The following is a 19,995-nucleotide window of genomic DNA, read 5'->3' as shown; positions in this document are numbered from 1 at the left end:
CAGGTCACGGTGCTCCGCTCCGAGGATCACGACTGGTCGCGCAGCATCTCCAGGGCGTGGGCGAGGTCCGCCGGATACTCCGAGCGGAAGGTCGACCACACCCCCGTCGCGGGGTGAGCGAAGGAGAGCTCGCGCGCGTGGAGCCACTGCCGGGTGAGCCCCAGCCGCTGCGCGAGCGTCGGGTCGCCGCCGTAGAGGGGATCTCCGACGCACGGATGCCGGTGGGCGGCCATGTGCACCCGGATCTGGTGCGTGCGCCCCGTCTCGAGATGCACCTCGAGCAGCGAGGCACGGGGGAACGCCTCGAGCGTCTCGTAGTGCGTCACCGAGTCCTTGCCGTCGGGGGTGACCGAGAACTTCCATGAGTGGCTGGGGTGGCGGCCGATGGGCGCGTCGATGGTCCCGACCAAGGGGTCGGGGTGGCCCTGGACGACCGTGTGGTAGATCTTGTCGACCTCGCGTTCCTTGAACGCACGCTTCAACGCGGTGTACGAACGCTCCGTCTTCGCGACGACCATGAGACCGCTCGTGCCGACGTCCAGCCGGTGCACGACACCCTGTCGCTCGGCGGCGCCCGACGTCGCGATACGGAACCCTGCCGCCGCCAAGGCCCCGACGACGGTCGGGCCCTCCCACCCCAGCGAAGGATGCGCGGCGACACCCGCCGGCTTGTCGACCACGACGATGTCGTCGTCGTCGTGGACGATACCGAGATCGGGTACGGCGATCGCGACGATCTCAGGACCCCGCTTGTCCTCCCAGTCGACCTGCAGCCAGGCGCCGGCGGCGAGCTTGTCGGACTTGCCGACGGTGCGCCCGTCGAGTTCCACTCCCCCTGCCTCGGCCACCTCTGCCGCGAAGGTCCGGGAGAAGCCGAGGAGCTTCGCCAACGCGGCGTCGACCCGCGTGCCGTCCAAGCCGTCGGGAACCGGGAGACTACGGCTGGGCATGAGGATCAGCGGGCGCCGACGACTCCTCGTCGACGGCGGTCGCCGCAGTCGCGGCATCCTTCTCCCGTGATCCGTCGAAACGGATGCCGAGGAGGACGAGGATCGCGACGGCGAGCATCATCGTGACGATGAACGAGTCGGCGACGTTGTAGATGGCCGACGGGAACCCCAGCCAGAGCCACGGCGTGTGGATGAAGTCGACGACGTGTCCGACGAGGAATCCGGGGGCGCGGAACAGGCGGTCGCCGAGGTTTCCGAGGATGCCGCCGAGCAGCAGTCCGAGGACGATCGCCCAGGCTCGCGAGCGCACCCGCGTGACCGCGAGCACGACGATCGTCACGGCGGCGGCGGCGAGGACGAGGGTGAACACCCAGGTCACTCCCTCACCGAGGGAGAAGGCCGCTCCGGGGTTGAAGGTCAGGTACAGCTGGAAGAAGTCTCCGAGCACCGGGACCGCCTGCCGCTCGGGCAGGTTCTCAAGAGCGAGGAACTTCGTGAACTGGTCAGCGGCCAGCACCAGCACCGCGAGGATCGCGATGGTGGTGCCGGCCGCTGCGGCGCGCAGTGTCGTCCGCGACGCGGACGTTCGGCTCGACAACGTGCGAGTGGTCAGGACGCGGGGATGGGCGTCGAGCCCGAGGTGCCGGCGACGTCGAGGTCGCGCAGCTTCTCCTCGATGAAGCCACGCAGCTGGACGCGGTAGTCGCGCTCGAACTGACGCAGCTCGCTGATGCGGCCCTCGAGGGTGCCGCGCTCGCTCTCGAGGCGCGAGATCTCGTCCCGGGCCTTGGAGCGGGCCTCGTTGAGGATGGCGTCGGCCTCGGCCTGCGCCTCGGAGATGAGCTTCTCCTTCTGGGCCTTGCCCTCGGCCACGTGCTCGTCGTGCAGGCGCTGTGCGAGCTCGATGATGCCGGCGGACGCGGCTGCAGGAGCGGTTGCGCCGGCGGCGGGCGCTTCGGCGACGGGCTCGGACGGAGCCGGGGCCTCTTCGACGACGTCATCCTGCGGGGCGGATGCAGCGGCCTCGGGGGCGGGCGTCTCACCGGACTCGTAAGCCGCGAGCTTCGCCTTCAGCTCCTCGTTCTCAGCGATGGTCTTGCGCCACTCGACGACGATCTCGTCGAGGAAGTCGTCGACCTCATCCGGGTCGAAACCCTCCTTGAAGCGAACATGCTGGAACTGCTTGGTGACGACGTCTTCGGGAGTCAAAGGCATGTGTCTTTCCTCTTTCGGGGCTCAGGAAGCGGGCCGGTCAATGAAGACCCGCGAGGCGCGAGCCGTACCCCGACAGCATAGTCCGCGGCCGTCGTGGGTGCGACGACGGGGGGCGTCACACGCGGCTCAGGACCTGCGTGACGGACAGGAGCACGAAGCAGCACAGCATCGTGATCGGGAAGGCGAGATCCAGCGCGATGGGACCGATGCGCAGGGGCGGGATGAAGCGCCGGAAGAACTTCAGCGGCGGGTCGGTGACGGTGAACACGACCTCGGCGAAGACGAGCCACCCGCCGCGCGGACGCCACTCCCGGTTGAACATCGGGATGTACTCCAGCACCAGGCGTGCCAGGAGGAACAGCACATAGATGAGCAGGAGCGCGTTGAGGATCCCGGCGATGAGGCCGATGACCGACACGACGTCAGTGGGCGAAGGGGGCGGAGTCGGCGTCGCCCTGAGCGATCGCGCCTTCGCCGGAGACCGCGACGTTCTCGGGCGACAGCAGGAAGACCTTGCTCGTCACGCGCTCGATGCGGCCGTACAGCCCCAGCGAGAGGCCGCTGGCGAAGTCGATGAGACGACGAGCGTCGGCATCGCTCATCTGCGACAGGTTGATGATGATGGGGATGCCGTCCCGGAAGTTCTCGGCGATCATCTGCGCGTCGCGATACTGCTTCGGGTGCACCGTGACGATCTCGCTGACGGTGGCCGGAGCGGGCTGACGGACGACGGCCGGACGGTGGATGGGCGTCACGGGAGCGGTCTTGTTCTCGACCTGCTTCTCGCGGCGGGGAGCCGGCTCCTCATAGACCTCTTCCTCGTCGGCGAGGCCCAGGTACACCATGGTCTTCTTGAGCGGGTTCGACATCGCATCCTCCGTATTGCTCGTCTGTGATGAGGCTAACCGTGCAGGGGCCTCGGGCCGGTGATTGCCGATCCGATCCGCAGGTGTGTCGCACCCGCGGCGATCGCCTCGGCGAAGTCGCCGGTCATCCCGGCGGAGATCCAGTCGGCATCGGGCGCCACGCGGCGCAGTTGCGCGGCGTGGGCGGCGAGCCTCGCGAAGGCCTCGGCGGGTTCCTCGCCGAGGGGTGCCACGGCCATGACGCCGCGCAGTCGCAGTGATGGGCAGGATCCCACGACATGCTCGGCGAGAGCCTCCACACCCGCGGGCTGAACGCCCCCGCGACCCGGGTCGTCGGTGAGGTTGATCTGGATGAGGACATCCAGGATGCTCTCGTCTCCGTCTTCGCGGGCGGAGTCGAGCGCGTCGGCGAGTCGCGCGCGGTCAACCGAATGCACCGCATCGGCATCCCGCCGCACGGCCTTCGCCTTGTTCGTCTGCGCCTGACCGATGAAGTGCCAGCGCAGCGGGCTTCCCGCGTACGCGACGCGTTTGGCGCTGAGTTCCTGCTGCCGGTTCTCACCGACATCGGCGACTCCGAGGGCGGCGAGGTCCTGCACGAGTTCGACGGGGTGGAACTTCGTCACGACGATGCGGGTGATCGTCGCGGGATCGCGGCCCGCCGACCGAGCGGCATCCGAGATGCGCGCGTCGATGTCGGCGAGCCGCGAACGCAGATCCACGAGGGATTACTTCAGGAAGTCGGGGATGTCGAGGTCGTCATCGCCGAAGGCCGAGTCGTAGTCACTCGACGAGGACGCGGGGGCGGACACCGTGACCGACTCGCGACCGCTGTGCTCGGCCGCGGCGAGGTCGCGAGCGACCGTGTCGGCGGGCAGCGGCGGCAGCACCGGAGCGGATGCCGGGCGCGACGCCGTGATCGGCTCCACCTTGACCTGCGGCTCGCCTCCGTCGAAGCCGGCGGCGATCACCGTGACGCGCACCTCGTCGCCGAGCGTGTCGTCGATGACGGTGCCGAAGATGATGTTGGCCTCGGGGTGCGCGGCCTCCTTGACGAGCTGCGCGGCGTCATTGATCTCGAAGATGCCGAGGTTCGAACCACCCTGGATCGAGAGCAGCACGCCGTGCGCGCCTTCGATCGACGCCTCGAGCAGAGGCGACTCGACGGCGAGCTCGGCCGCCTTGATCGCGCGATCGGCACCGCGAGCGGATCCGATGCCCATGAGGGCCGAGCCCGCGCCCTGCATGACGGACTTGACGTCGGCGAAGTCGAGGTTGATGAGACCCGGGGTCGTGATCAGGTCCGTGATGCCCTGCACACCGGCGAGGAGAACCTGGTCGGCCGTGGCGAACGCCTCGATCATCGAGATGCCGCGGTCGCTGATCTCGAGCAGACGGTCGTTGGGCACGACGATGAGGGTGTCGACCTCTTCCTTGAGCTTCGAGACGCCCGCCTCGGCCTGCGTCTGACGACGACGCCCCTCGAACGAGAACGGCTTCGTCACGACACCGATGGTCAGTGCACCGATGGACTTCGCGATCCGCGCGACGACCGGAGCACCGCCGGTGCCGGTGCCGCCGCCCTCGCCCGCCGTGACGAAGACCATGTCGGCGCCCGCGAGCGCCTCCTCGATCTCCTCGGCGTGGTCCTCGGCGGCGCGACGACCCACCTCGGGGTCGGCGCCGGCGCCCAGACCGCGCGTGAGCTCGCGGCCCACGTCGAGCTTGATGTCGGCGTCGCTCATCAGCAGCGCCTGGGCGTCCGTGTTGACGGCGATGAACTCGACGCCGCGAAGGCCGAGCTCGATCATGCGGTTGACGGCGTTCACACCGCCACCGCCCACGCCAACGACCTTGATCACAGCAAGGTAGTTCTGGTTCTGGCTCACGCCGGCCTCCGTATCGTCCTGAACCTCGAGTGCAAACCTTCAACCTCAACCAGAGGTTTAAAGAATTGCCGAGTATGCAATTCCTGATTCCGAAGGTAAGCGGCACTGCGACGCGCGGCCGCAGCGACGTGGGCGTGTCGCGCGATCTGATCCGGCTCAGCGGATGACGACCGCGCCGGGCGAGGAGATGTCGTATTCGTCGACCTCGGACGGGGGCTTCGCAGCCATCGCAGCCGTGAGGACGCGCGACTTCTCCACCGGGTCGTCGGAGCTGCCCCACACGATGTCCGCCCCGTCGATCGTGAGGGTGACATCGTCGGGCGTCGTGGCGGCCATCGCGGTCACCTGGGTGCGCAGATCCTCGGGAAGCGAGCGATACACCGCACCGACTGCGCGGAACGCGCGCGATCCGACGCCACCGGTCGCCTCGATCGCCGGATACCCCTTCGGCGCCTCCTCGGAGGTGGACAGGACGACCCCGGCGGCATCGACGAGGGAGAACCCACCGCGGGTCGAGACCACGCCGACCGGAGTCCGTTCGATGATCCGCACCACCAGCTCCTGAGGCGGACGAGCCTCGATCGAGTAGCTCTCCACGAGTGGGAAACCGACGAGTGCCGCCTTCACCGCACTGGAGTCCACGAGCGCCAGCGGCGTGCCCTTCTCCCCCGCCAGCGCGGCCTCGACCGCGTCGGGATCGAGCCGATCCGTGCCGAGAACCGTGATGCGGGAGACGGCGAACAGAGGACTGTAGGCGGTCGCGACGGCTCCCAGTCCGACGACCAGGACGGCCGCGAGCGAGGCGATCCAGACGGAGCGGCGGCGGCGCTGACGGACGGTGAACCGCCGCACCTCGCGACGGAGGGCCCGGCGGCGGGCGCGCGCCGCCGCCCAGACGTCTCGCACGCCGAGCGGGCGGTCACCGGCATCCGGAGTCTCCTCGTCGGGGACGACATCGTCGGCGGCGACCGTCGGCGCGAACGGGACGAGACGGCCGGGCCGCGCCGGCTCGATGACCTCGGTGATCTGTTCCGGCGACGGGTCCCGGTCGGGTGCCGTTCGTTCCGCGTGGGGCGGGCCGGTCGGAGCCGGCTCGACCGGAGTCGCCTCCGCGGCGGGTCGACGTGCCGGCGGCGTCGTCGGCAGGGGGGACGGCCGCCGCATCGTCACTCCTGCCCGAGCGCGTCGAGGACCTGCGGGATGATGCGGTAGACGTCGCCGCAGCCGAGGGTGATGACGTAGTCGCCGGGCCGGGCCACCGAGGCCGTGTACTCGGCCGCCTGCTGCCAGTCGGCGACGAAGCGCACCCGGTCCTGATCGGCGAATGCGCCGCTGACGAGGGCCCCGGTGACACCCGGGACGGGGTCCTCTCGGGCGCCGTACACGTCCAGGACGACGGTGTGGTCGGCACGCGATTCGAGGACGTCTGCGAATTCGCGGTACATGGCCTGCGTGCGCGAGTAGGTGTGCGGCTGATGGACGGCGATGATGCGCCCGTCGCCGACGACCGTACGCGCCGCCGCCAGCGCGGCGTCGACTTCGGTCGGGTGGTGGGCGTAGTCGTCGTAGACCGCGACCCCCGCGCGGACGCCGTGGAGCTCGAACCGACGGATGGTCCCGCCGAACTGTTCGACCGCGCGCAGCGCCGGCTCCAGCTCGTACCCGAGGGTGAGGAGCACCGCGACGGCGCCGGCGGCGTTGACGGCGTTGTGCGCACCGGGGACGCTGAGCGCACCCGAGGCGGACCGCCCGCCGTGGTGGAGCGTGAACGAGACCGGTCCGTCGGTGAGGATGTCGCCTACACGCACATCCGCCTCGGCGGCCGTCCCGAAGGTCACGACGTTGCCGTGCGACAGCGACGCGGTGACCTCGCGGGCTCCGGGGTCGTCGGCGGAGATGACGACGGCCTGCGAGGCTGCATCCGCGAAGCGGACGAAGCCCTCGTAGAACGCCTCGCGCGAGCCCCAGTGGTCGAGGTGGTCCGGGTCGACGTTGGTGATCAGCGCGACGGCGGTGTCGTAGAGCCGGAACGACCCGTCCGACTCGTCGGCCTCGATGACGAAGAGGTCGCCCGCACCGGTGCCGCTGGAGACGCCGAGCGAGGCGATGACACCGCCGTTGACGAAGGTCGGATCCGCACCGATCGCGCGGAGCCCCGTCACGATCATGCCGGTCGAGGTGGTCTTGCCGTGCGCTCCCGCCACGCTCACCAGGCGGCGACCGCCGACGAGCCAGTGGAGCGCCTGCGACCGGTGCAGAACGGGCACTCCCCGCTCCTTCGCCAGGAGGTACTCCGGGTTCTCGGGCCAGATGGCGCCGGTGAACACCACCGCGTCGACGTCGTCCGGCAGGTTCGCGGCGTCGTGCCCGACGTGGACCGCCGCGCCGCGCGCCGCCAGCGCCTGCATCGCCGCACTGTCGGAGCGGTCGGATCCCGATACACGGATGCCGCGATCGAGGAACATCCCGGCGAGACCCGACATCCCGGAACCGCCGATCCCGATGAAGTGGGCGGCAGTGATGTCCGCAGGGATGGGGAGCGTGAGATCGGGGCGAATCATGGCCCGTCAAGTCTAGGTCGGGCGGGCTGCGGGGTCGTCGCGGCGCGCTGGCCGCCCGCTCTCGGACCTCAGCGCGCCAGCGCGCGGTCGATCAGGCCGATGACGTTCTCGCTGCCCGAACGGGTGCCGACCTGCGCCGCCGCCGCCCGCATGCGCCCTAGTGCAGAGGAGTCCGTCAGGAGCGGCACGACGGCCGAGCGGATGCGGTCGCCCGTCAGTTCCGCGTCGGGGATGATCACGGCCGCACCGGCCGCGACCGCGGATGCCGCGTTCAGGGCCTGTTCCCCGTTGCCCACCGCGTAGGGAACGTAGACGGCCGGGAGTCCGAGCGCACTGAGCTCGCTGACAGTCGCCGCGCCGGATCGCGAGACGACGGCGTCGGCGAGGGCGAAGGCGAGGTCCATGCGGTCGATGTACGGCACGATCCGGTAGGCGGGGTCACCGGGATCGGCGATGTCGTTGCGCTCGCCCGCGGCGTGCAGGATCTGCCAGCCTGCGGCGACGATGTCCTCCCACGCGTCCGCGAACGCCCGGTTGAGTCGGACGGCGCCGAGCGACCCGCCGAACACGAGCAGGACGGGACGAACGGCATCCAGTCCGAACTCCGCGGCGGCGTCGGCACGGAGGGCATCCCGGTCGAGGTTCACGATCTCGGGGCGCAGCGGCATCCCGACGACCTCGGCGCCCCGCAGCGGGGTGCCCTCGAAGGCGACACCGGATGCCGCGGCGCCGCGCGCGCCCAGTACGTTGGCCAGTCCGGGCTTGGCGTTAGCCTCGTGCACGACGACCGGAATCCGCGCGCGACGTGCGGCGACGTAGGCGGGAGCCGAGGCATACCCCCCGAACCCGACGACGACATCGACCGAGCGCTCCCGGATGTGACCGCGGACCTGACGCACCGCGCGCGCGAACCGGGCAGGGAACCGGAGCGCCGCGGCATCCGGTCGACGCGGGAACGGGACCTTTTCGACGAAAAGCAGCTCGTATCCGCGCTCCGGGACCAGTCGGGCCTCCAGGCCCTCGCGGGTACCCAACACGAGCACGGTGGCGTCCGGGTCGCGGGCCATCAGGGCGTCGGCGACGGCGAGCAGCGGATTGACGTGGCCCGCGGTGCCACCGCCGGCCAAGAGGTACGTGGTCACCGGATCGAGCCTACCGGCGGGCAGGACGGGCCATCGGCGCCGACGTGGGCAGCGTCCGCGCGAAGGCCAGGAGCACACCGCACGCCATCAGCACCGAGACGAGCGACGTCCCGCCCTGCGACATGAAGGGCAGCGGGACGCCGAGCACCGGGAACACGCGCAGCACGACACCGATGTTGATGAGCGCCTGACCGACGATCCACACGGTGATGCCGCCCGCCGCGATGCGGATGAACGGGTCGTGGGTCTTCCGGATCACGTGGAAGGCGCCGACCGCGAAGAGTGTGAACAGCGCAAGGACCACGATGCACCCGATGAGGCCGAGCTCCTCGCCGACGATCGCGAAGATGTAGTCGTGGGATGCCGCGGGCAGCCATGCGTATTTCTCGCGCGAGTTGCCGAGCCCCAGACCGAAGACACCGCCGCTGGCGAGGCCCCAGATGCCGTGCAGGGGCTGGTAGCACGACGTCAGGTACTCGTCGATGCAGTTCGGGTTCAGGAAGCTCGCGATGCGCGCCATGCGGTTCGCGCTCGTCAGCGCGAGCACCGCGACCGCCACGACGGCGATGACCACGGGGATGATGAACACCCGCAGCTTCACTCCTGAGAAGAAGAGTGCGCCGAGCAGGATGAGCACCAGGATCATCGCGGTTCCGAGGTCTTTACCGGCGATGACCGAACCGATGACGATGGCGCCGACGGGTACCACCGGGATGAACACATGGCGCCAGAGTCCGAGCAGCGTGTGCTTGCGGTACAGCACATAACCGAGCCACAGCGCGAAGGCGAGCTTCAGGAACTCCGAGGGCTGCGCCTGGACACCCGCGATGGAGATCCAGTTGCGGTTCCCATCGAACTCGTAGCCGAGGGGTGTGAAGACGAGCAGCTGGAAGGCCAGGGCCGCTCCGAGCGCGATCCACGAGATGCGCTTCCAGAACGTCACCGGCAGCCGACTGAAGACGAACATGAGCGGGACGCCGAGGATGGCGAACATCGCCTGCCGCATGACGGTCTGGAAGGGGCCGCCATCGCCTGCGGTCGCCATCGTGGCCGACAGCACCATGACGAGTCCGAAGATCGTGAGGATCAGCGCCGTCGAGGCGATGAGGAGGAACTCGCTCGGAACCGGGGCGAACACCCGCCCGAGCGCGACTCGCGCAGTGAAGGGCGAGGAACCTCGGTCAGCCGGATCCGACGGGGCCGGACGGTCGGTCGTAGTCGTCACCGGCGTCCTTTCCCATCCGTGCGTTCACCGCGTCGGCGAAGCGTCGGCCGCGGTCCGAGTACGAGGCGAACTGGTCGAAGGACGCCGCCGCCGGAGCGAGGAGGACCACGTCTCCGTCCTGCGCGACGCCCGCCGCCAACGCGACGACCTCGGTCATGACGTCCTCAGTCTGAGCGTGGTCGACCTCGAAAACCGGCACCGTCGGCGCGTGTCGCGCGAATGCCGCAACGATCGCCGAGCGTTCGACGCCGATGACGATCGCCGCCTTGACCGCGGGACCGCGGGCCGCGACGAGGTCGTCGATGTCCACGCCCTTCAGCTGGCCGCCGAGGACCCAGACGGCACCGGGGTACGCCTGCAGGGAGGATGCCGCCGCATGCGGGTTGGTCGCCTTCGAGTCGTCGATCCAGGTGACACCCTGGGCGACCGCGACGACCTCGATCCGATGCGGATCCAGCCGGAAGCCACGGAGCGCGTCGCGGATCGCCGCCGGCGGGACATCCAGCGAACGCGCCAGCGCGGCAGCCGCCAGGATGTTGGCGACGACGTGCGGCGCGGCCAGCCCCGTCTGCGAGAGCTCGTCCAGCGTCGTGAGCTCGAGAGCGTTCGTCCGTCGTTCCTCGAGGAAGGCACGGTCGACGAGGATGCCGTCCACGACGCCGAGATCGCTCGGGCCCGGGACACCGAGGTCGAAGCCGATGGCGCGGCATCCCTCGACGACTTCCGCGTCCTCCACCATCTCGCGCGTCGCGATGTCGCTCTTGTTGTAGACGCACGCGACGCGGGTGTTCTGGTAGACGAACGCCTTCGCATCCCGGTACGCGTCGAAGGATCCGTGCCACTCGAGGTGGTCGGCGGCGAGGTTCAGGCAGACGCTCGCGTGCGGCGAGACCCGATCGTCGCCGGCCTGCAGGCTGAGGTACCAGAGCTGGTGGCTCGAGACCTCGATGACGAGGACGTCGAAGCCCGCGGGGTCGCGCACCGCGTCCAGGACCGGCACACCGATGTTGCCGCAGGGCGCAGCGCGCAGTCCGCCTGCCACGAGCATGGTCGCCGTCAGCTGCGTCGTCGTGGTCTTGCCGTTGGTCCCGGTGATCAGCACCCAATCGGCCGGTGATCCGTCGGCGCGCAGCACCTTGTCGCGCACCCGCCACGCGAGCTCGATGTCGCCCCAGACGGCCACACCCGCCTCCCGTGCCCACGACACGATCGGGTGGTGCGGCGGGAAGCCGGGAGAGGCGATGACCACGTCGGGCCGGTGGGCGATGAGCGCCTCCGGAACGCTGTCGAGCGTGCCCTCCCAGAGCCGCGCGCCGATGACGGGAAGCAGCCGCGCATATTCCTCGTCGGCCTTCTCCGTCACGACGAGGACGTCCGAGCCGAGCTCCGCGAGCGTGTCGGCGACTGAGAACCCGGTCATCGAGAGACCGAGGACGGCGACCCGGAGTCCCGACCAATCGGCGTTCCAGCTCGTCAGCCGGCTGAGGTCGGCGGTCATACGGCGGCCAGCCAGCCGACGTAGAAGAGTGCGACGCCGAAGATCGCGAAGATGCCGGCGATGACCCACATGCGCACGACGATCGTGATCTCAGGCCATCCGCGCATCTCGAGGTGGTGGTGGAACGGGCTCATGAGGAACAGGCGTTTGCCACCGGTCGCCTTGAAGTAGTACCGCTGCAGGATGACGGATGCGGGAGCGATGATGAAGACGCCGGCGAGGATGACCGAGAGGATCTCGGTGCGGCTGAGGACGGCCATCGCGACGATCACGCCGCCGATCGCCATCGAGCCCGTGTCGCCCATGAACAGCTTCGCCTTGGGCGCGTTCCACCAGAGGAATCCGACGAGCGCGCCCACGAACGATGCGGCGACGATCGTGAGCCCCATGGGGTCGCGTGTGTCGTAACAGGCCGCGGTGTACTCGGTGGCGAGGGCGGCGGAGTGGCAGCGCTGCTGGAGCTGCCAGAACGTCACCAGGCTGTAGGCCGAGACGGTGAAGATGCCGGCGCCGGTCGCCAGGCCGTCGAGGCCGTCGGTGAGGTTGGACGCGTTGGACCATGCCACCGACATGAACGAGATCCACAGCAGGTAGAGGATCCAGCCCGCGACCGCTCCGAGCGCCATGAATGAGAGCGTCGGGATGTCGCGGAAGAACGAGATGTACGCGGACCCCGGGGTCTCGCCGTACTGGTTCGGGAAGTTCAACGCCATCACGCCGAACGGGACGGCGACCGCCACCTGGCCGACGATCTTGCGCCATCCCGAGAGACCGAGGCTGCGCTGTGACCGGACCTTCATGTAGTCGTCGATGAAGCCGATGATGCCGAGGCCCACCATCATCCACAGGACGAGCAGACCGGAGACCGTCGGTTCGGTGCCGCCCGTGTAACTGCCGACGAAGAAGCCGACCATCGTGCCCAGGATGAAGACGATCCCGCCCATCGTGGGCGTGCCGCGCTTCGTGTGGTGACTGGGGTTGTTGATGTCCTCCGGGGTGCGGATGACCTGCCCCCACCCGATCTTCCGGAAGATCCGGATGAACAGGGGCGTGAGGAAGAGGGTGAATGCCAACGAGATCGTCGCAGCGGCCAGCAGGGATCTCACGAGAACGATTCTCCCAGACGATCGCCGAGGAACCTGAGCCCCGCGGAGTTCGAGGACTTCACGAGCACCCGGTCGCCGTCGCGGAGCTCTGTCATGAGGTACTCGTAGGCCTCGTCGGCCGTCTCGAAGAACACCGCCTCTCCGTCCCAGGATCCTTCGCTGATGGCGGCGAGGTACAGGCGTCGCGCCGCCGAGCCGATGACCACGATGCGCTCGTATCGCAGCCGCACGGCTTGGAGCCCGATGCGGTCGTGCTCTTCCCCCGCCCGCTCGCCGAGCTCGGTCATCGCCCCGAGGACGGCGACCTTACGCTGCCCGGGCGCGGTGATCTGGGCGACGGTGCGAAGGGCTGCCGCCATCGAGTCGGGGCTCGCGTTGTATGCGTCGTTGATGATCCGCACGCGGTCGCTTCCGAGCGGCTGCATCCGCCAGCGCTCCGCGATCTCGACCGTGCCGATGCGTTCGACGGCGTCGGCGGGGTCCACCCCGAGGACGTGCGCGACGGTGATGGCCGCGAGCGCGTTCAGGACGTGGTGCTCGCCGAGCACTCGGAGGTGCAACGGCAGACGCCGGCCGTCGACCAGGATGGTGGCGGTCGTCCCGGATGCCGTGACGTCGACGTCCACTGCGCGGACATCGGCGGAGGGTCCGCGCCCGAACCACCGGACGTCGGCACCGCGCTCCTCGGCTGCGGAGGCCATCGCCGCGACCCGGGCGTCGTCCGCGTTCAGAACGGCGGTTCCGCCCCGGCGGAGCGCCTGGACGAGTTCGGTCTTGGCCTTCTGGGTCGCTTCCACGCCGCCGAATCCGCCGGCGTGCGCGAGCCCCACCATCAGCACGGCGCCGATGTCCGGGGTGATGAGGCCCGCGAGTTCGGCGATCCGACCGGGCCGGGAGGCACCGAGCTCGCTGACGAGGAACCGGGTGTCCTCGGTCACGCGGAGCATCGTCACGGGTGCACCGACCTCGTTGTTGAAGGAGGCTCGAGGGGCGACGGTGGGCCCCTCGTCCTGGAGGATGCGAGCGAGGAGGTTCTTCGTCGTCGTCTTGCCGTTCGAGCCGGTGATCCCGACCACGCGGAGCTCGCCCCGCGCGCGGACACGGGAGACCACCTCGCGGGCCAGCGCGCCCAGGGCGGCGACGGCATCCTCGACGACGACCTGCGAGACCGGCACGTCGACGTGTCGCTGCACGATCGCCAGGCCCGCGCCGGCCGCGACGGCGTCGCCGACGAACAGATGACCGTCCGTCGCGTCGCCCGGCTTGGCGACGAAGACCGAGCCCGGGCCCATCTCGCGCGAATCGGTGTCCACGGTGCCCGAGACGATCGTCTCGGGGGTGTCGGCGCCGTGGAGCTGAAGGGTGCCGCCGACGGCGTGCGTCACCTCGGCGAGCGTCATCCGGATCATGCTGGGGTGTCTCCTCGTGCGCTCGGGTTCAGCCTGTGACGGGCAGGAGGGGGGTCTCCGAGCCCGACGGCATGACGCGGTAGTGCGTGAGCACCTGCGCCATCGCCTTCTTGAACACCGAACGGTTGGCCGACGACATGCGCTGCTTCTTGGGCTCGTCGAAGACCGTCAGGACAACATACTTCGGATCCTCCGCCGGAGCGAAGCCGACCAGGGACGTGAAATACGTGTTCGGCTTGTATCCGCCCTTGCCGTCGGAGATCTGAGCCGTGCCGGTCTTGCCGCCCATGCGGTAGCCGGGAAGGGCGATGTCCTCGGCGAGCGTTCCCTGCGCGAAGACGTTCTCGAGCATGAGGGAGACCTCGTCGGCGGTCTCCTTCTTGATGACCTGCTCGGGCTCGGCGAGATCGGGTTTCACCACGGTGCCGTCGGGCTTCGTGCACGACTCGACGAGTGATGCCGGCATCCGCAGACCGTGGTTCGCGAAGGTCTGGTAGGCGCTGGCGACCTGGACCGCGGTGACGGTGAACGCCTGCCCGAAGGTGGTGGCGTACTTCGTCTGGTTGTCCCACGTGTCGGCCGGCGCGATCGTCGTCTTCGGCTCACCCGACCAGTCGAGACCCGTCGGCTGGCCGGCGCCGAACCTGGTCAGGTAGTCGTAGCGCGTCTGGGGGTCGACCATGCCTCCGAACTGCGACATGGCGACGTTGGACGAGGTCACCAGACCGCCGTTGAGGGTCAGGTTCTCCGTCGCGTGATTCTCGGAGTCGTTGACGACCGCACCGTTGTCGAAGACCATCCTGTCGGGAACGGTCACCGTCGATTCCGGGGTCACGCCCGCCTGCTCGATGGCCGTCGCGGCGGTCACCGGCTTGAAGGTCGAGCCGGGCTCGAAAGAGAACCGCAGCAGCCTCGACCCGCGATCCTCGGGTTCGCTGGCGCCGGGGTCGTTGGGGTCGACCGTGGGGGTCTCCGCCAGCGCGCGGATCTTGCCCGTCGAGACCTCCATGACGATGATCCCGCCCCAGTCCGCCTGATATCGCTCGGTCTCTTCGGCGATCAGCTGCTGCATGTACCACTGCAGGTCGGCGTCGATGGTCAAAGCGAGGGTGCCGCCGTCCTTCGCGGGCTGCTCGACCGCCGTCCCCGGGATGACCACCCCGTCAGCGCCCTTCTGGTAGCGGATGCTGCCATCCGTGGGCTCGAGGCAGGAATCCTGCAGCGCCTCGACGCCTTCGAGCGGCTTGCTGTCCGATCCGACGAATCCCAGGATGTTCCCGGCGACCGCACCGTTCGGGTACGACCGCGAGGCGACCGGATCGAACGAGATGAACGGGATCTGCAGGTCGGCCAGGGCGCGGAACTCCGCCGTCGAGACCGATCGTTTGATCCGCGCCCAGCGCGAGCCCGCGTCCTTCGCGATCGCGTCGTCGGCGACCGCCTGGACCTCTGCGGCCTCCTGTCCGGTGATCTCGGCGATCTGCGCCGCGATCTCCGGCCACGTCACGCGGACTGTCGTCTTGCCGTCGTCTTCCTTGACGAGGGAGCCGTTCTCGTCCCGGAGGGACATGCCCTTCTCCGCCAGCATCGGGTCGACGACGACGTCGTAGCGCAGGATGCTGGTGGCGAGCGGGGTGCCGTGGGTGTCGACGATGGAGCCTCGGGCACCCTCGAGTGTCGAGGTGACCCGCATCCCCTTGCTGAATGCGTCGTCGACGTGCTGACTCGCGTTGACGACCTGGATGTCGATCAGCCGGGCGACGAACGCGATCAGGACGACCAGGACGACGGCGAGGGCGACGACGGTGCGACGGCGCGGGCCTCGGGTTGCTCGTGTCGTCATGTTCTCAGTGTGTGCTCGGGGTCGGCAGTCCGTCGGTGATGGCAGGGGGTGTCGGCGTATTGGCCAGCAGCTCCTCATCGATCGAGACGCCCGAGTCCAGGCTCGCCTCCGGATCGGTGACGAGCGGGACGCCGGCGACGAGTGCGTTGGAGACGGCTGCGCGGGAGAGCGCCTCGATCGAGGAGGCGTCCGATGCCCCCTTCTGCGGTCCGAGCGTCGTGCCGTCGCTCAGGCGCAGGTAGTTCGGCTCGCCACCGGCGACCAGGCCGAGCGCGGCGGCGTTCGCGGCGAGGAACTGCGGCGAGCTGAGGCCGGCGATCTCCTCCTCGAGGATCTGCTTCTGGTAGTTCGCGTCCCGCTGCTGCGCCGTCAGGTCCTTGACCTCGTAGGCGCCCTGCGTCGTGACGATGGACAGTCCCATCTGCACGCCGGCGATCGCGAGCGCGCCGGCGACGGCGACGATGCCGAACACGAGTCGAGGACGGCGACGCGGGTGCATGGCGATCCCGACGCCGGGGCGACCCAGCGGGCGCAGGACCGGCGCGGTCGACTCGACGACGGCGTTGTCGATGGCTGTGGTGGCCAGGGCCGGAGCGGTCATGACGCCTCCCTCACTCGCTCTGCCGCGCGCAGACGCACCGGGGTGGCGCGCGGATTGCGGGACTTCTCTTCGTCTGATGCCACTTCCGCGCCCTTGGTGAGCAGGCGGAAGCGGGGGGCGTGCTCGGGCGGCTCGATGGGGAGGCCGGCCGGCGCCGTGGACCGGGTCGCCTCGGCGAAGACGCGCTTGATGAGCCGGTCCTCGAGCGACTGATAGGACATGACGACGATCCGACCGCCCACCGGCAGGATGCCGAGGGCTTCGGGCATCGCACGTTCCAGCACGGCCAGCTCGCCGTTGACCTCGATCCGCAGCGCTTGGAACACCCGCTTGGCGGGGTGCCCGCTGAGCGCGCGCTGCACAGCGACCGGGGTCGCCGCGATGAGGATCTCGACGAGCCGCCCGGAACGGTCGATCGGAGCCTCCTCGCGCGCGGCGATGATGGCGCGGGCGTAGCGCCCGGCGAGCTTCTCCTCGCCGTACCGCTCGAAGATCCGACGCAGGTCGCCCTCGCCGTAGGTGGCGACGATGTCCGCCGCCGTGGTCGGCGCGGTCTGATCCATCCGCATGTCCAGGGGCGCGTCCTTCGCGTACGCGAACCCGCGCTCCGCCTCGTCCAGCTGCAGGGACGACACACCCAGATCGAACAGGATGCCGTCGGCCTTCGCGACACCCGCACTCCGCACGGCCTCGGCGATGCCGTCGTAGACGGTGTGCACCAGGGTCACGCGGTCGCCGAAGCGCGCGAGCCGCTCCCCCGCGATCCGGAGCGCGTCGGTGTCGCGGTCGAGGCCGATCAGGCGCACGCCCGGGAACCGCTCGAGGAGCGCCTCGGAGTGGCCTCCCATGCCTTCGGTGGCGTCCACGATGACGGCGCCTTCGCGCTGCAGCGCGGGCGCGAGCAGCTCGACGCAGCGGTCGAGGAGGACGGGGGTGTGGATGTCGTCGTGGCTCATGGTGCATTCGGTTCTGTCGGTGGCCCTCGGCCCCGATCCCCATCCGCTCCGACCTGGCGCCGGGGAAGTGCGTCAGGGCGAGCGGCTGGGAGTCGCGGTCGAGGATCAGAAGAGTCCCGGGATCACCTCCTGCTCCATGTCCGAATAGGTGTCCTCGTTGCTGTCGGCGTACGCGTTCCAGGCGTCGGCGTTCCAGATCTCGGCGTGTGCGCCGACACCCGTGACGACGAGTTCGCGTTCGAGGGCCGCGTAGGTCCGCAGGTGCGGAGGGATGGTGATGCGGTTCTGGGAGTCGGGCTTCTCGGCACTCGCGCCGGAGAGGAACATGCGCTGGAAGTCGCGCGCCTGCTTGTTGGTCAACGGCGCTTCCCGGATGCGCTCGTACACCCGCTCGAACTCCGCCGAGCTGAACACGTACAGGCAGCGTTCCTGACCGCGGGTGATCACGACGCCTGGGCCGAGGTCGTCGCGGAACTTGGCCGGCAGGATGACCCGGCCCTTGTCGTCCAGCTTGGGGGTGTGAGTGCCCAACAACATCGCTCGGTCACCCCCTTCGTCCGGCCCGCTCCAGGATGACGCCACTTTACTCCACTTTCCTCCACTTAGCGACAGATCCACGCCCCCATCGCTTCGTGGTCCGGCTGCACGCGGATCCACGGCGATGAAGGTGTGCGGGAAGCGTCGCCGCACGGGCGCAAAAAAGCACCGACCCGGAGGTCGGTGCTTCAGAAGTGGAGGGAGGTGGAGGGTCAGATCATCGATCGTCGTTCCTGCGATCCCAGCGATCGTTCATCCGGTCCATGAAGGACGCGGATGCCGGTGCCTTCGCGGCACGCGGCTTGCGGGAGCCCGATGCGGCGCGCGCTGCCGCCGCACCCTTCGCGGGAGTGAAAGCGAGGACGACACCGCCCACCATGATCACGAAGGCGATCACACCGATGATGGTGAGAGAGGTGGCCACACCGACGACGAGCCCGGCGATGCCGAGCAGGACGATGACGGACCCGTAGACGATGTTGCGGTAGCTGAGGGGGGCGGCTCCCCGGTCCGCGCTGACAACATCGGCGTCGTTGCGCATGAGATGGCGTTCCATCTCGTCCAGCAGACGCTGCTCCTGCTCTGACAGTGGCATGCATCCCCCTCGGGTCGGTCCATCAAGTGTACGCGTGCGCGCGATCACTAGGCTAGGCCCGTGTCCCCTTCCCCCGACCCGATCGTGGCCGTTTCCCAGCGAGTCGAGAGGTTCCTGCAGGACCAGCGGGATGCGGTCGCGGAATTCGGTGACGAGGCCCGCTCCTTCGTCGATTCCGGAGCCGCCGCGGCCACGGGAGGCAAGGGCTTCCGCGCCCGCTTCTGCCTCGCCGGATGGCGCGCAGTGGCCACGGCCGGCACACGGGATGCGGAACACGTCCCCGACGTCGTGACGGCGGCATCCGCAGCCCTCGAGATCTTCCACGCCGCGGCCCTGGTGCACGACGACGTCATCGACCGCTCCGATACGCGGCGGGGCCGCCCAGCGGCCCATCGCGCGTGGGAGGCGACCCATCGCGGCGGCCGCTGGGCGGGCGACGCCGCGGACTTCGGCACGTCGGCCGCGATCCTCCTGGGCGACCTGCTCGTGGCGTGGAGCGACGACCTGCTCGAAGAGGGCCTCTTCGCCGCGGACCCGACGGCCGCCGCCCGCGCGCGCGCCGAGTTCGGTCGCATGCGCCGAGAAGTCACCGTCGGCCAGTTCCTCGACATCGCGGAGGAATCCGTCTACGTGATCGCGCCGGTGGACACGCACCCCGACCGTGCGCTGCGCGTGGCCTCCCTCAAGTCAGCGCGCTACAGCGTGCAGCATCCGTTGCAACTGGGCGCGGTGCTCGCTGGCGCCGACGACGACCAGTACGCCGCCCTCGCCGCGTTCGGTCATCCGGTCGGTCTCGCCTTCCAGCTGCGTGACGACGTTCTCGGTGTGTTCGGCGACACGGCCGTGACCGGCAAGCCCGTCGGCGACGACCTGCGCGAGGGAAAGCGGACGCTCCTCATCGCCTACGCGCGCGCCGCCTTGCCCCCGGGAGCCCTCACCGTCTTCGACGAACTCATCGGGGACAGGGAGCTCACGTCGGATCAGGTCGCGCACCTGCAGCAGACGATCGTCGAGACGGGCGCGCTCGCACGCGTCGAGGAGCGGATCACCGCGTGGGCGACCGAAGCGGACCGCGCCCTCCGCGGCGCGCGCCTGGGTCACGCGGCGGTCAGCGAGCTCCGCGACCTCGCGCGGGCCGCGACGGTGCGCGCCGCCTGAGAGCCCGACGCAGCGGCGCTCAGGCCAGCGACTGGGCGACGCGGCGCACTTCGCTCTTCCGGCCCTGCCGGAGAGCTTCGATCGGCGCGAGACCGATGGACTCCTCAGGGGCGAGCAGCCAGTCGATCGCTTCGTCGTCGGAGAAGCCGGCATCCTGCAGGACGATGATCGTCCCCCGCAGGGAGGAGATCGGCGCGCCGTCGACGAGGAAGACGGAGGGGACCCGGGGCGCGCCGAAGCGGCGCGACGCCACGAGCTGGTGCTCGTCGAGCATCCGGCGCACGCGCCCGAGGGGCTCACCGGTCAGGTCGACCAGCTCAGGGAGGCTCAGCCAGTCAGTGGACACGGACGCATCTGTAGTCACCTCTCCACTATCGCATCCGGGGTCCGGGCGACGTGAATCACAACAGTCACATGCGCCACATGCATTGACACCAGCAACAT

At 69.5% G+C, this 19,995-nt stretch carries 21 protein-coding genes; 1 reads left to right on the top strand and 20 read right to left on the bottom strand.

Translation table 11 applies throughout. From position 1 onward, the window contains the following. Window positions 1-26: 26 nt before the first annotated feature. The 19 genes from M3190_RS08260 to M3190_RS08170 form a co-directional block, all read right to left on the bottom strand. Complete coding sequence (locus M3190_RS08260; protein WP_251580499.1) at window positions 27-950, bottom strand: RluA family pseudouridine synthase; 924 nt, start codon at window positions 948-950, stop codon at window positions 27-29. Beyond that, window positions 937-1,548 (bottom strand): signal peptidase II, encoded by a 612-nt coding sequence (gene lspA / locus M3190_RS08255; protein WP_251580498.1) that lies wholly within the window; start codon window positions 1,546-1,548, stop codon window positions 937-939. Before lspA ends, M3190_RS08260 begins: the two co-directional genes overlap by 14 nt. 11 nt (window positions 1,549-1,559) lie before the next feature. Beyond that, window positions 1,560-2,165: a DivIVA domain-containing protein gene (locus M3190_RS08250; protein WP_251580497.1), complete on the bottom strand. Its 606-nt coding sequence runs from the start codon at window positions 2,163-2,165 to the stop codon at window positions 1,560-1,562. Window positions 2,166-2,280: 115 nt separating this feature from the next. Next, complete coding sequence (locus M3190_RS08245; protein ID WP_064002334.1) at window positions 2,281-2,583, bottom strand: YggT family protein; 303 nt, start codon at window positions 2,581-2,583, stop codon at window positions 2,281-2,283. Window positions 2,584-2,587: 4 nt separating this feature from the next. Next, a complete protein-coding gene (locus tag M3190_RS08240) occupies window positions 2,588-3,034 on the bottom strand; it encodes a cell division protein SepF (protein ID WP_251580496.1) in 447 nt (148 codons plus the stop codon). Between the two features lie 32 nt (window positions 3,035-3,066). Next, on the bottom strand, window positions 3,067-3,753 hold the full coding sequence (locus M3190_RS08235) for a YggS family pyridoxal phosphate-dependent enzyme (RefSeq protein WP_251580495.1): 687 nt from the start codon (window positions 3,751-3,753) through the stop codon (window positions 3,067-3,069). Window positions 3,754-3,759: 6 nt separating this feature from the next. After that, window positions 3,760-4,920, bottom strand: coding sequence for a cell division protein FtsZ (gene ftsZ, locus M3190_RS08230; protein WP_251580494.1), 1,161 nt, complete (start codon window positions 4,918-4,920; stop codon window positions 3,760-3,762). 156 nt (window positions 4,921-5,076) lie between these two features. Continuing rightward, window positions 5,077-6,084: an FtsQ-type POTRA domain-containing protein gene (locus tag M3190_RS08225; protein ID WP_251580493.1), complete on the bottom strand. Its 1,008-nt coding sequence runs from the start codon at window positions 6,082-6,084 to the stop codon at window positions 5,077-5,079. A gap of 2 nt (window positions 6,085-6,086) precedes the next feature. Continuing rightward, window positions 6,087-7,481 (bottom strand): UDP-N-acetylmuramate--L-alanine ligase, encoded by a 1,395-nt coding sequence (gene murC / locus M3190_RS08220; RefSeq protein WP_251580492.1) that lies wholly within the window; start codon window positions 7,479-7,481, stop codon window positions 6,087-6,089. Between the two features lie 68 nt (window positions 7,482-7,549). Then, complete coding sequence (locus M3190_RS08215) at window positions 7,550-8,623, bottom strand: UDP-N-acetylglucosamine--N-acetylmuramyl-(pentapeptide) pyrophosphoryl-undecaprenol N-acetylglucosamine transferase (protein ID WP_251580491.1); 1,074 nt, start codon at window positions 8,621-8,623, stop codon at window positions 7,550-7,552. 10 nt (window positions 8,624-8,633) lie between these two features. Continuing rightward, complete coding sequence (gene ftsW, locus M3190_RS08210; RefSeq protein ID WP_251580490.1) at window positions 8,634-9,848, bottom strand: putative lipid II flippase FtsW; 1,215 nt, start codon at window positions 9,846-9,848, stop codon at window positions 8,634-8,636. Continuing rightward, a complete protein-coding gene (gene murD / locus M3190_RS08205; RefSeq protein ID WP_251580489.1) occupies window positions 9,805-11,346 on the bottom strand; it encodes a UDP-N-acetylmuramoyl-L-alanine--D-glutamate ligase in 1,542 nt (513 codons plus the stop codon). Before murD ends, ftsW begins: the two co-directional genes overlap by 44 nt. Beyond that, a complete protein-coding gene (mraY, locus tag M3190_RS08200) occupies window positions 11,343-12,452 on the bottom strand; it encodes a phospho-N-acetylmuramoyl-pentapeptide-transferase (protein ID WP_251580488.1) in 1,110 nt (369 codons plus the stop codon). The genes murD and mraY overlap by 4 nt, the downstream gene beginning before the upstream one ends. Continuing rightward, the gene (locus tag M3190_RS08195; RefSeq protein ID WP_251580487.1) at window positions 12,449-13,861 is read right to left on the bottom strand and encodes a UDP-N-acetylmuramoyl-tripeptide--D-alanyl-D-alanine ligase; all 1,413 of its coding nucleotides are present in this window, start codon (window positions 13,859-13,861) and stop codon (window positions 12,449-12,451) included. Before M3190_RS08195 ends, mraY begins: the two co-directional genes overlap by 4 nt. A 28-nt stretch (window positions 13,862-13,889) precedes the next feature. Then, window positions 13,890-15,704, bottom strand: a complete 1,815-nt coding sequence (locus M3190_RS08190; RefSeq protein ID WP_251580486.1) for a peptidoglycan D,D-transpeptidase FtsI family protein — start codon at window positions 15,702-15,704, stop codon at window positions 13,890-13,892. Window positions 15,705-15,708: 4 nt separating this feature from the next. Beyond that, window positions 15,709-16,305 (bottom strand): hypothetical protein, encoded by a 597-nt coding sequence (locus M3190_RS08185; protein WP_251580485.1) that lies wholly within the window; start codon window positions 16,303-16,305, stop codon window positions 15,709-15,711. Further along, window positions 16,302-17,261 (bottom strand): 16S rRNA (cytosine(1402)-N(4))-methyltransferase RsmH, encoded by a 960-nt coding sequence (gene rsmH, locus M3190_RS08180; protein ID WP_251580484.1) that lies wholly within the window; start codon window positions 17,259-17,261, stop codon window positions 16,302-16,304. Before rsmH ends, M3190_RS08185 begins: the two co-directional genes overlap by 4 nt. 105 nt (window positions 17,262-17,366) lie before the next feature. Next, complete coding sequence (mraZ, locus tag M3190_RS08175; protein ID WP_064002348.1) at window positions 17,367-17,798, bottom strand: division/cell wall cluster transcriptional repressor MraZ; 432 nt, start codon at window positions 17,796-17,798, stop codon at window positions 17,367-17,369. Window positions 17,799-18,015: 217 nt separating this feature from the next. Continuing rightward, complete coding sequence (locus M3190_RS08170) at window positions 18,016-18,393, bottom strand: DUF3040 domain-containing protein (RefSeq protein WP_251580483.1); 378 nt, start codon at window positions 18,391-18,393, stop codon at window positions 18,016-18,018. 60 nt (window positions 18,394-18,453) lie between these two features. Here M3190_RS08170 and M3190_RS08165 point away from each other — a divergent pair, with 60 nt between their 5' ends. Beyond that, the gene (locus M3190_RS08165; protein WP_251580482.1) at window positions 18,454-19,551 is read left to right on the top strand and encodes a polyprenyl synthetase family protein; all 1,098 of its coding nucleotides are present in this window, start codon (window positions 18,454-18,456) and stop codon (window positions 19,549-19,551) included. Window positions 19,552-19,570: 19 nt separating this feature from the next. On the opposite strand, the gene M3190_RS08160 is transcribed toward M3190_RS08165, so the two are convergent. After that, window positions 19,571-19,897, bottom strand: a complete 327-nt coding sequence (locus M3190_RS08160) for an Rv2175c family DNA-binding protein (protein WP_251580481.1) — start codon at window positions 19,895-19,897, stop codon at window positions 19,571-19,573. Between the last annotated feature and the right edge of the window lie 98 nt (window positions 19,898-19,995).

This window comes from Microbacterium oleivorans, assembly GCF_023715745.1.
GTDB classification, from domain to species: domain Bacteria; phylum Actinomycetota; class Actinomycetes; order Actinomycetales; family Microbacteriaceae; genus Microbacterium; species Microbacterium oleivorans_D.
The sequence above is the reverse complement of the archived record's forward strand: the minus strand, read 5'-3'. Positions and strand labels throughout refer to the sequence as shown.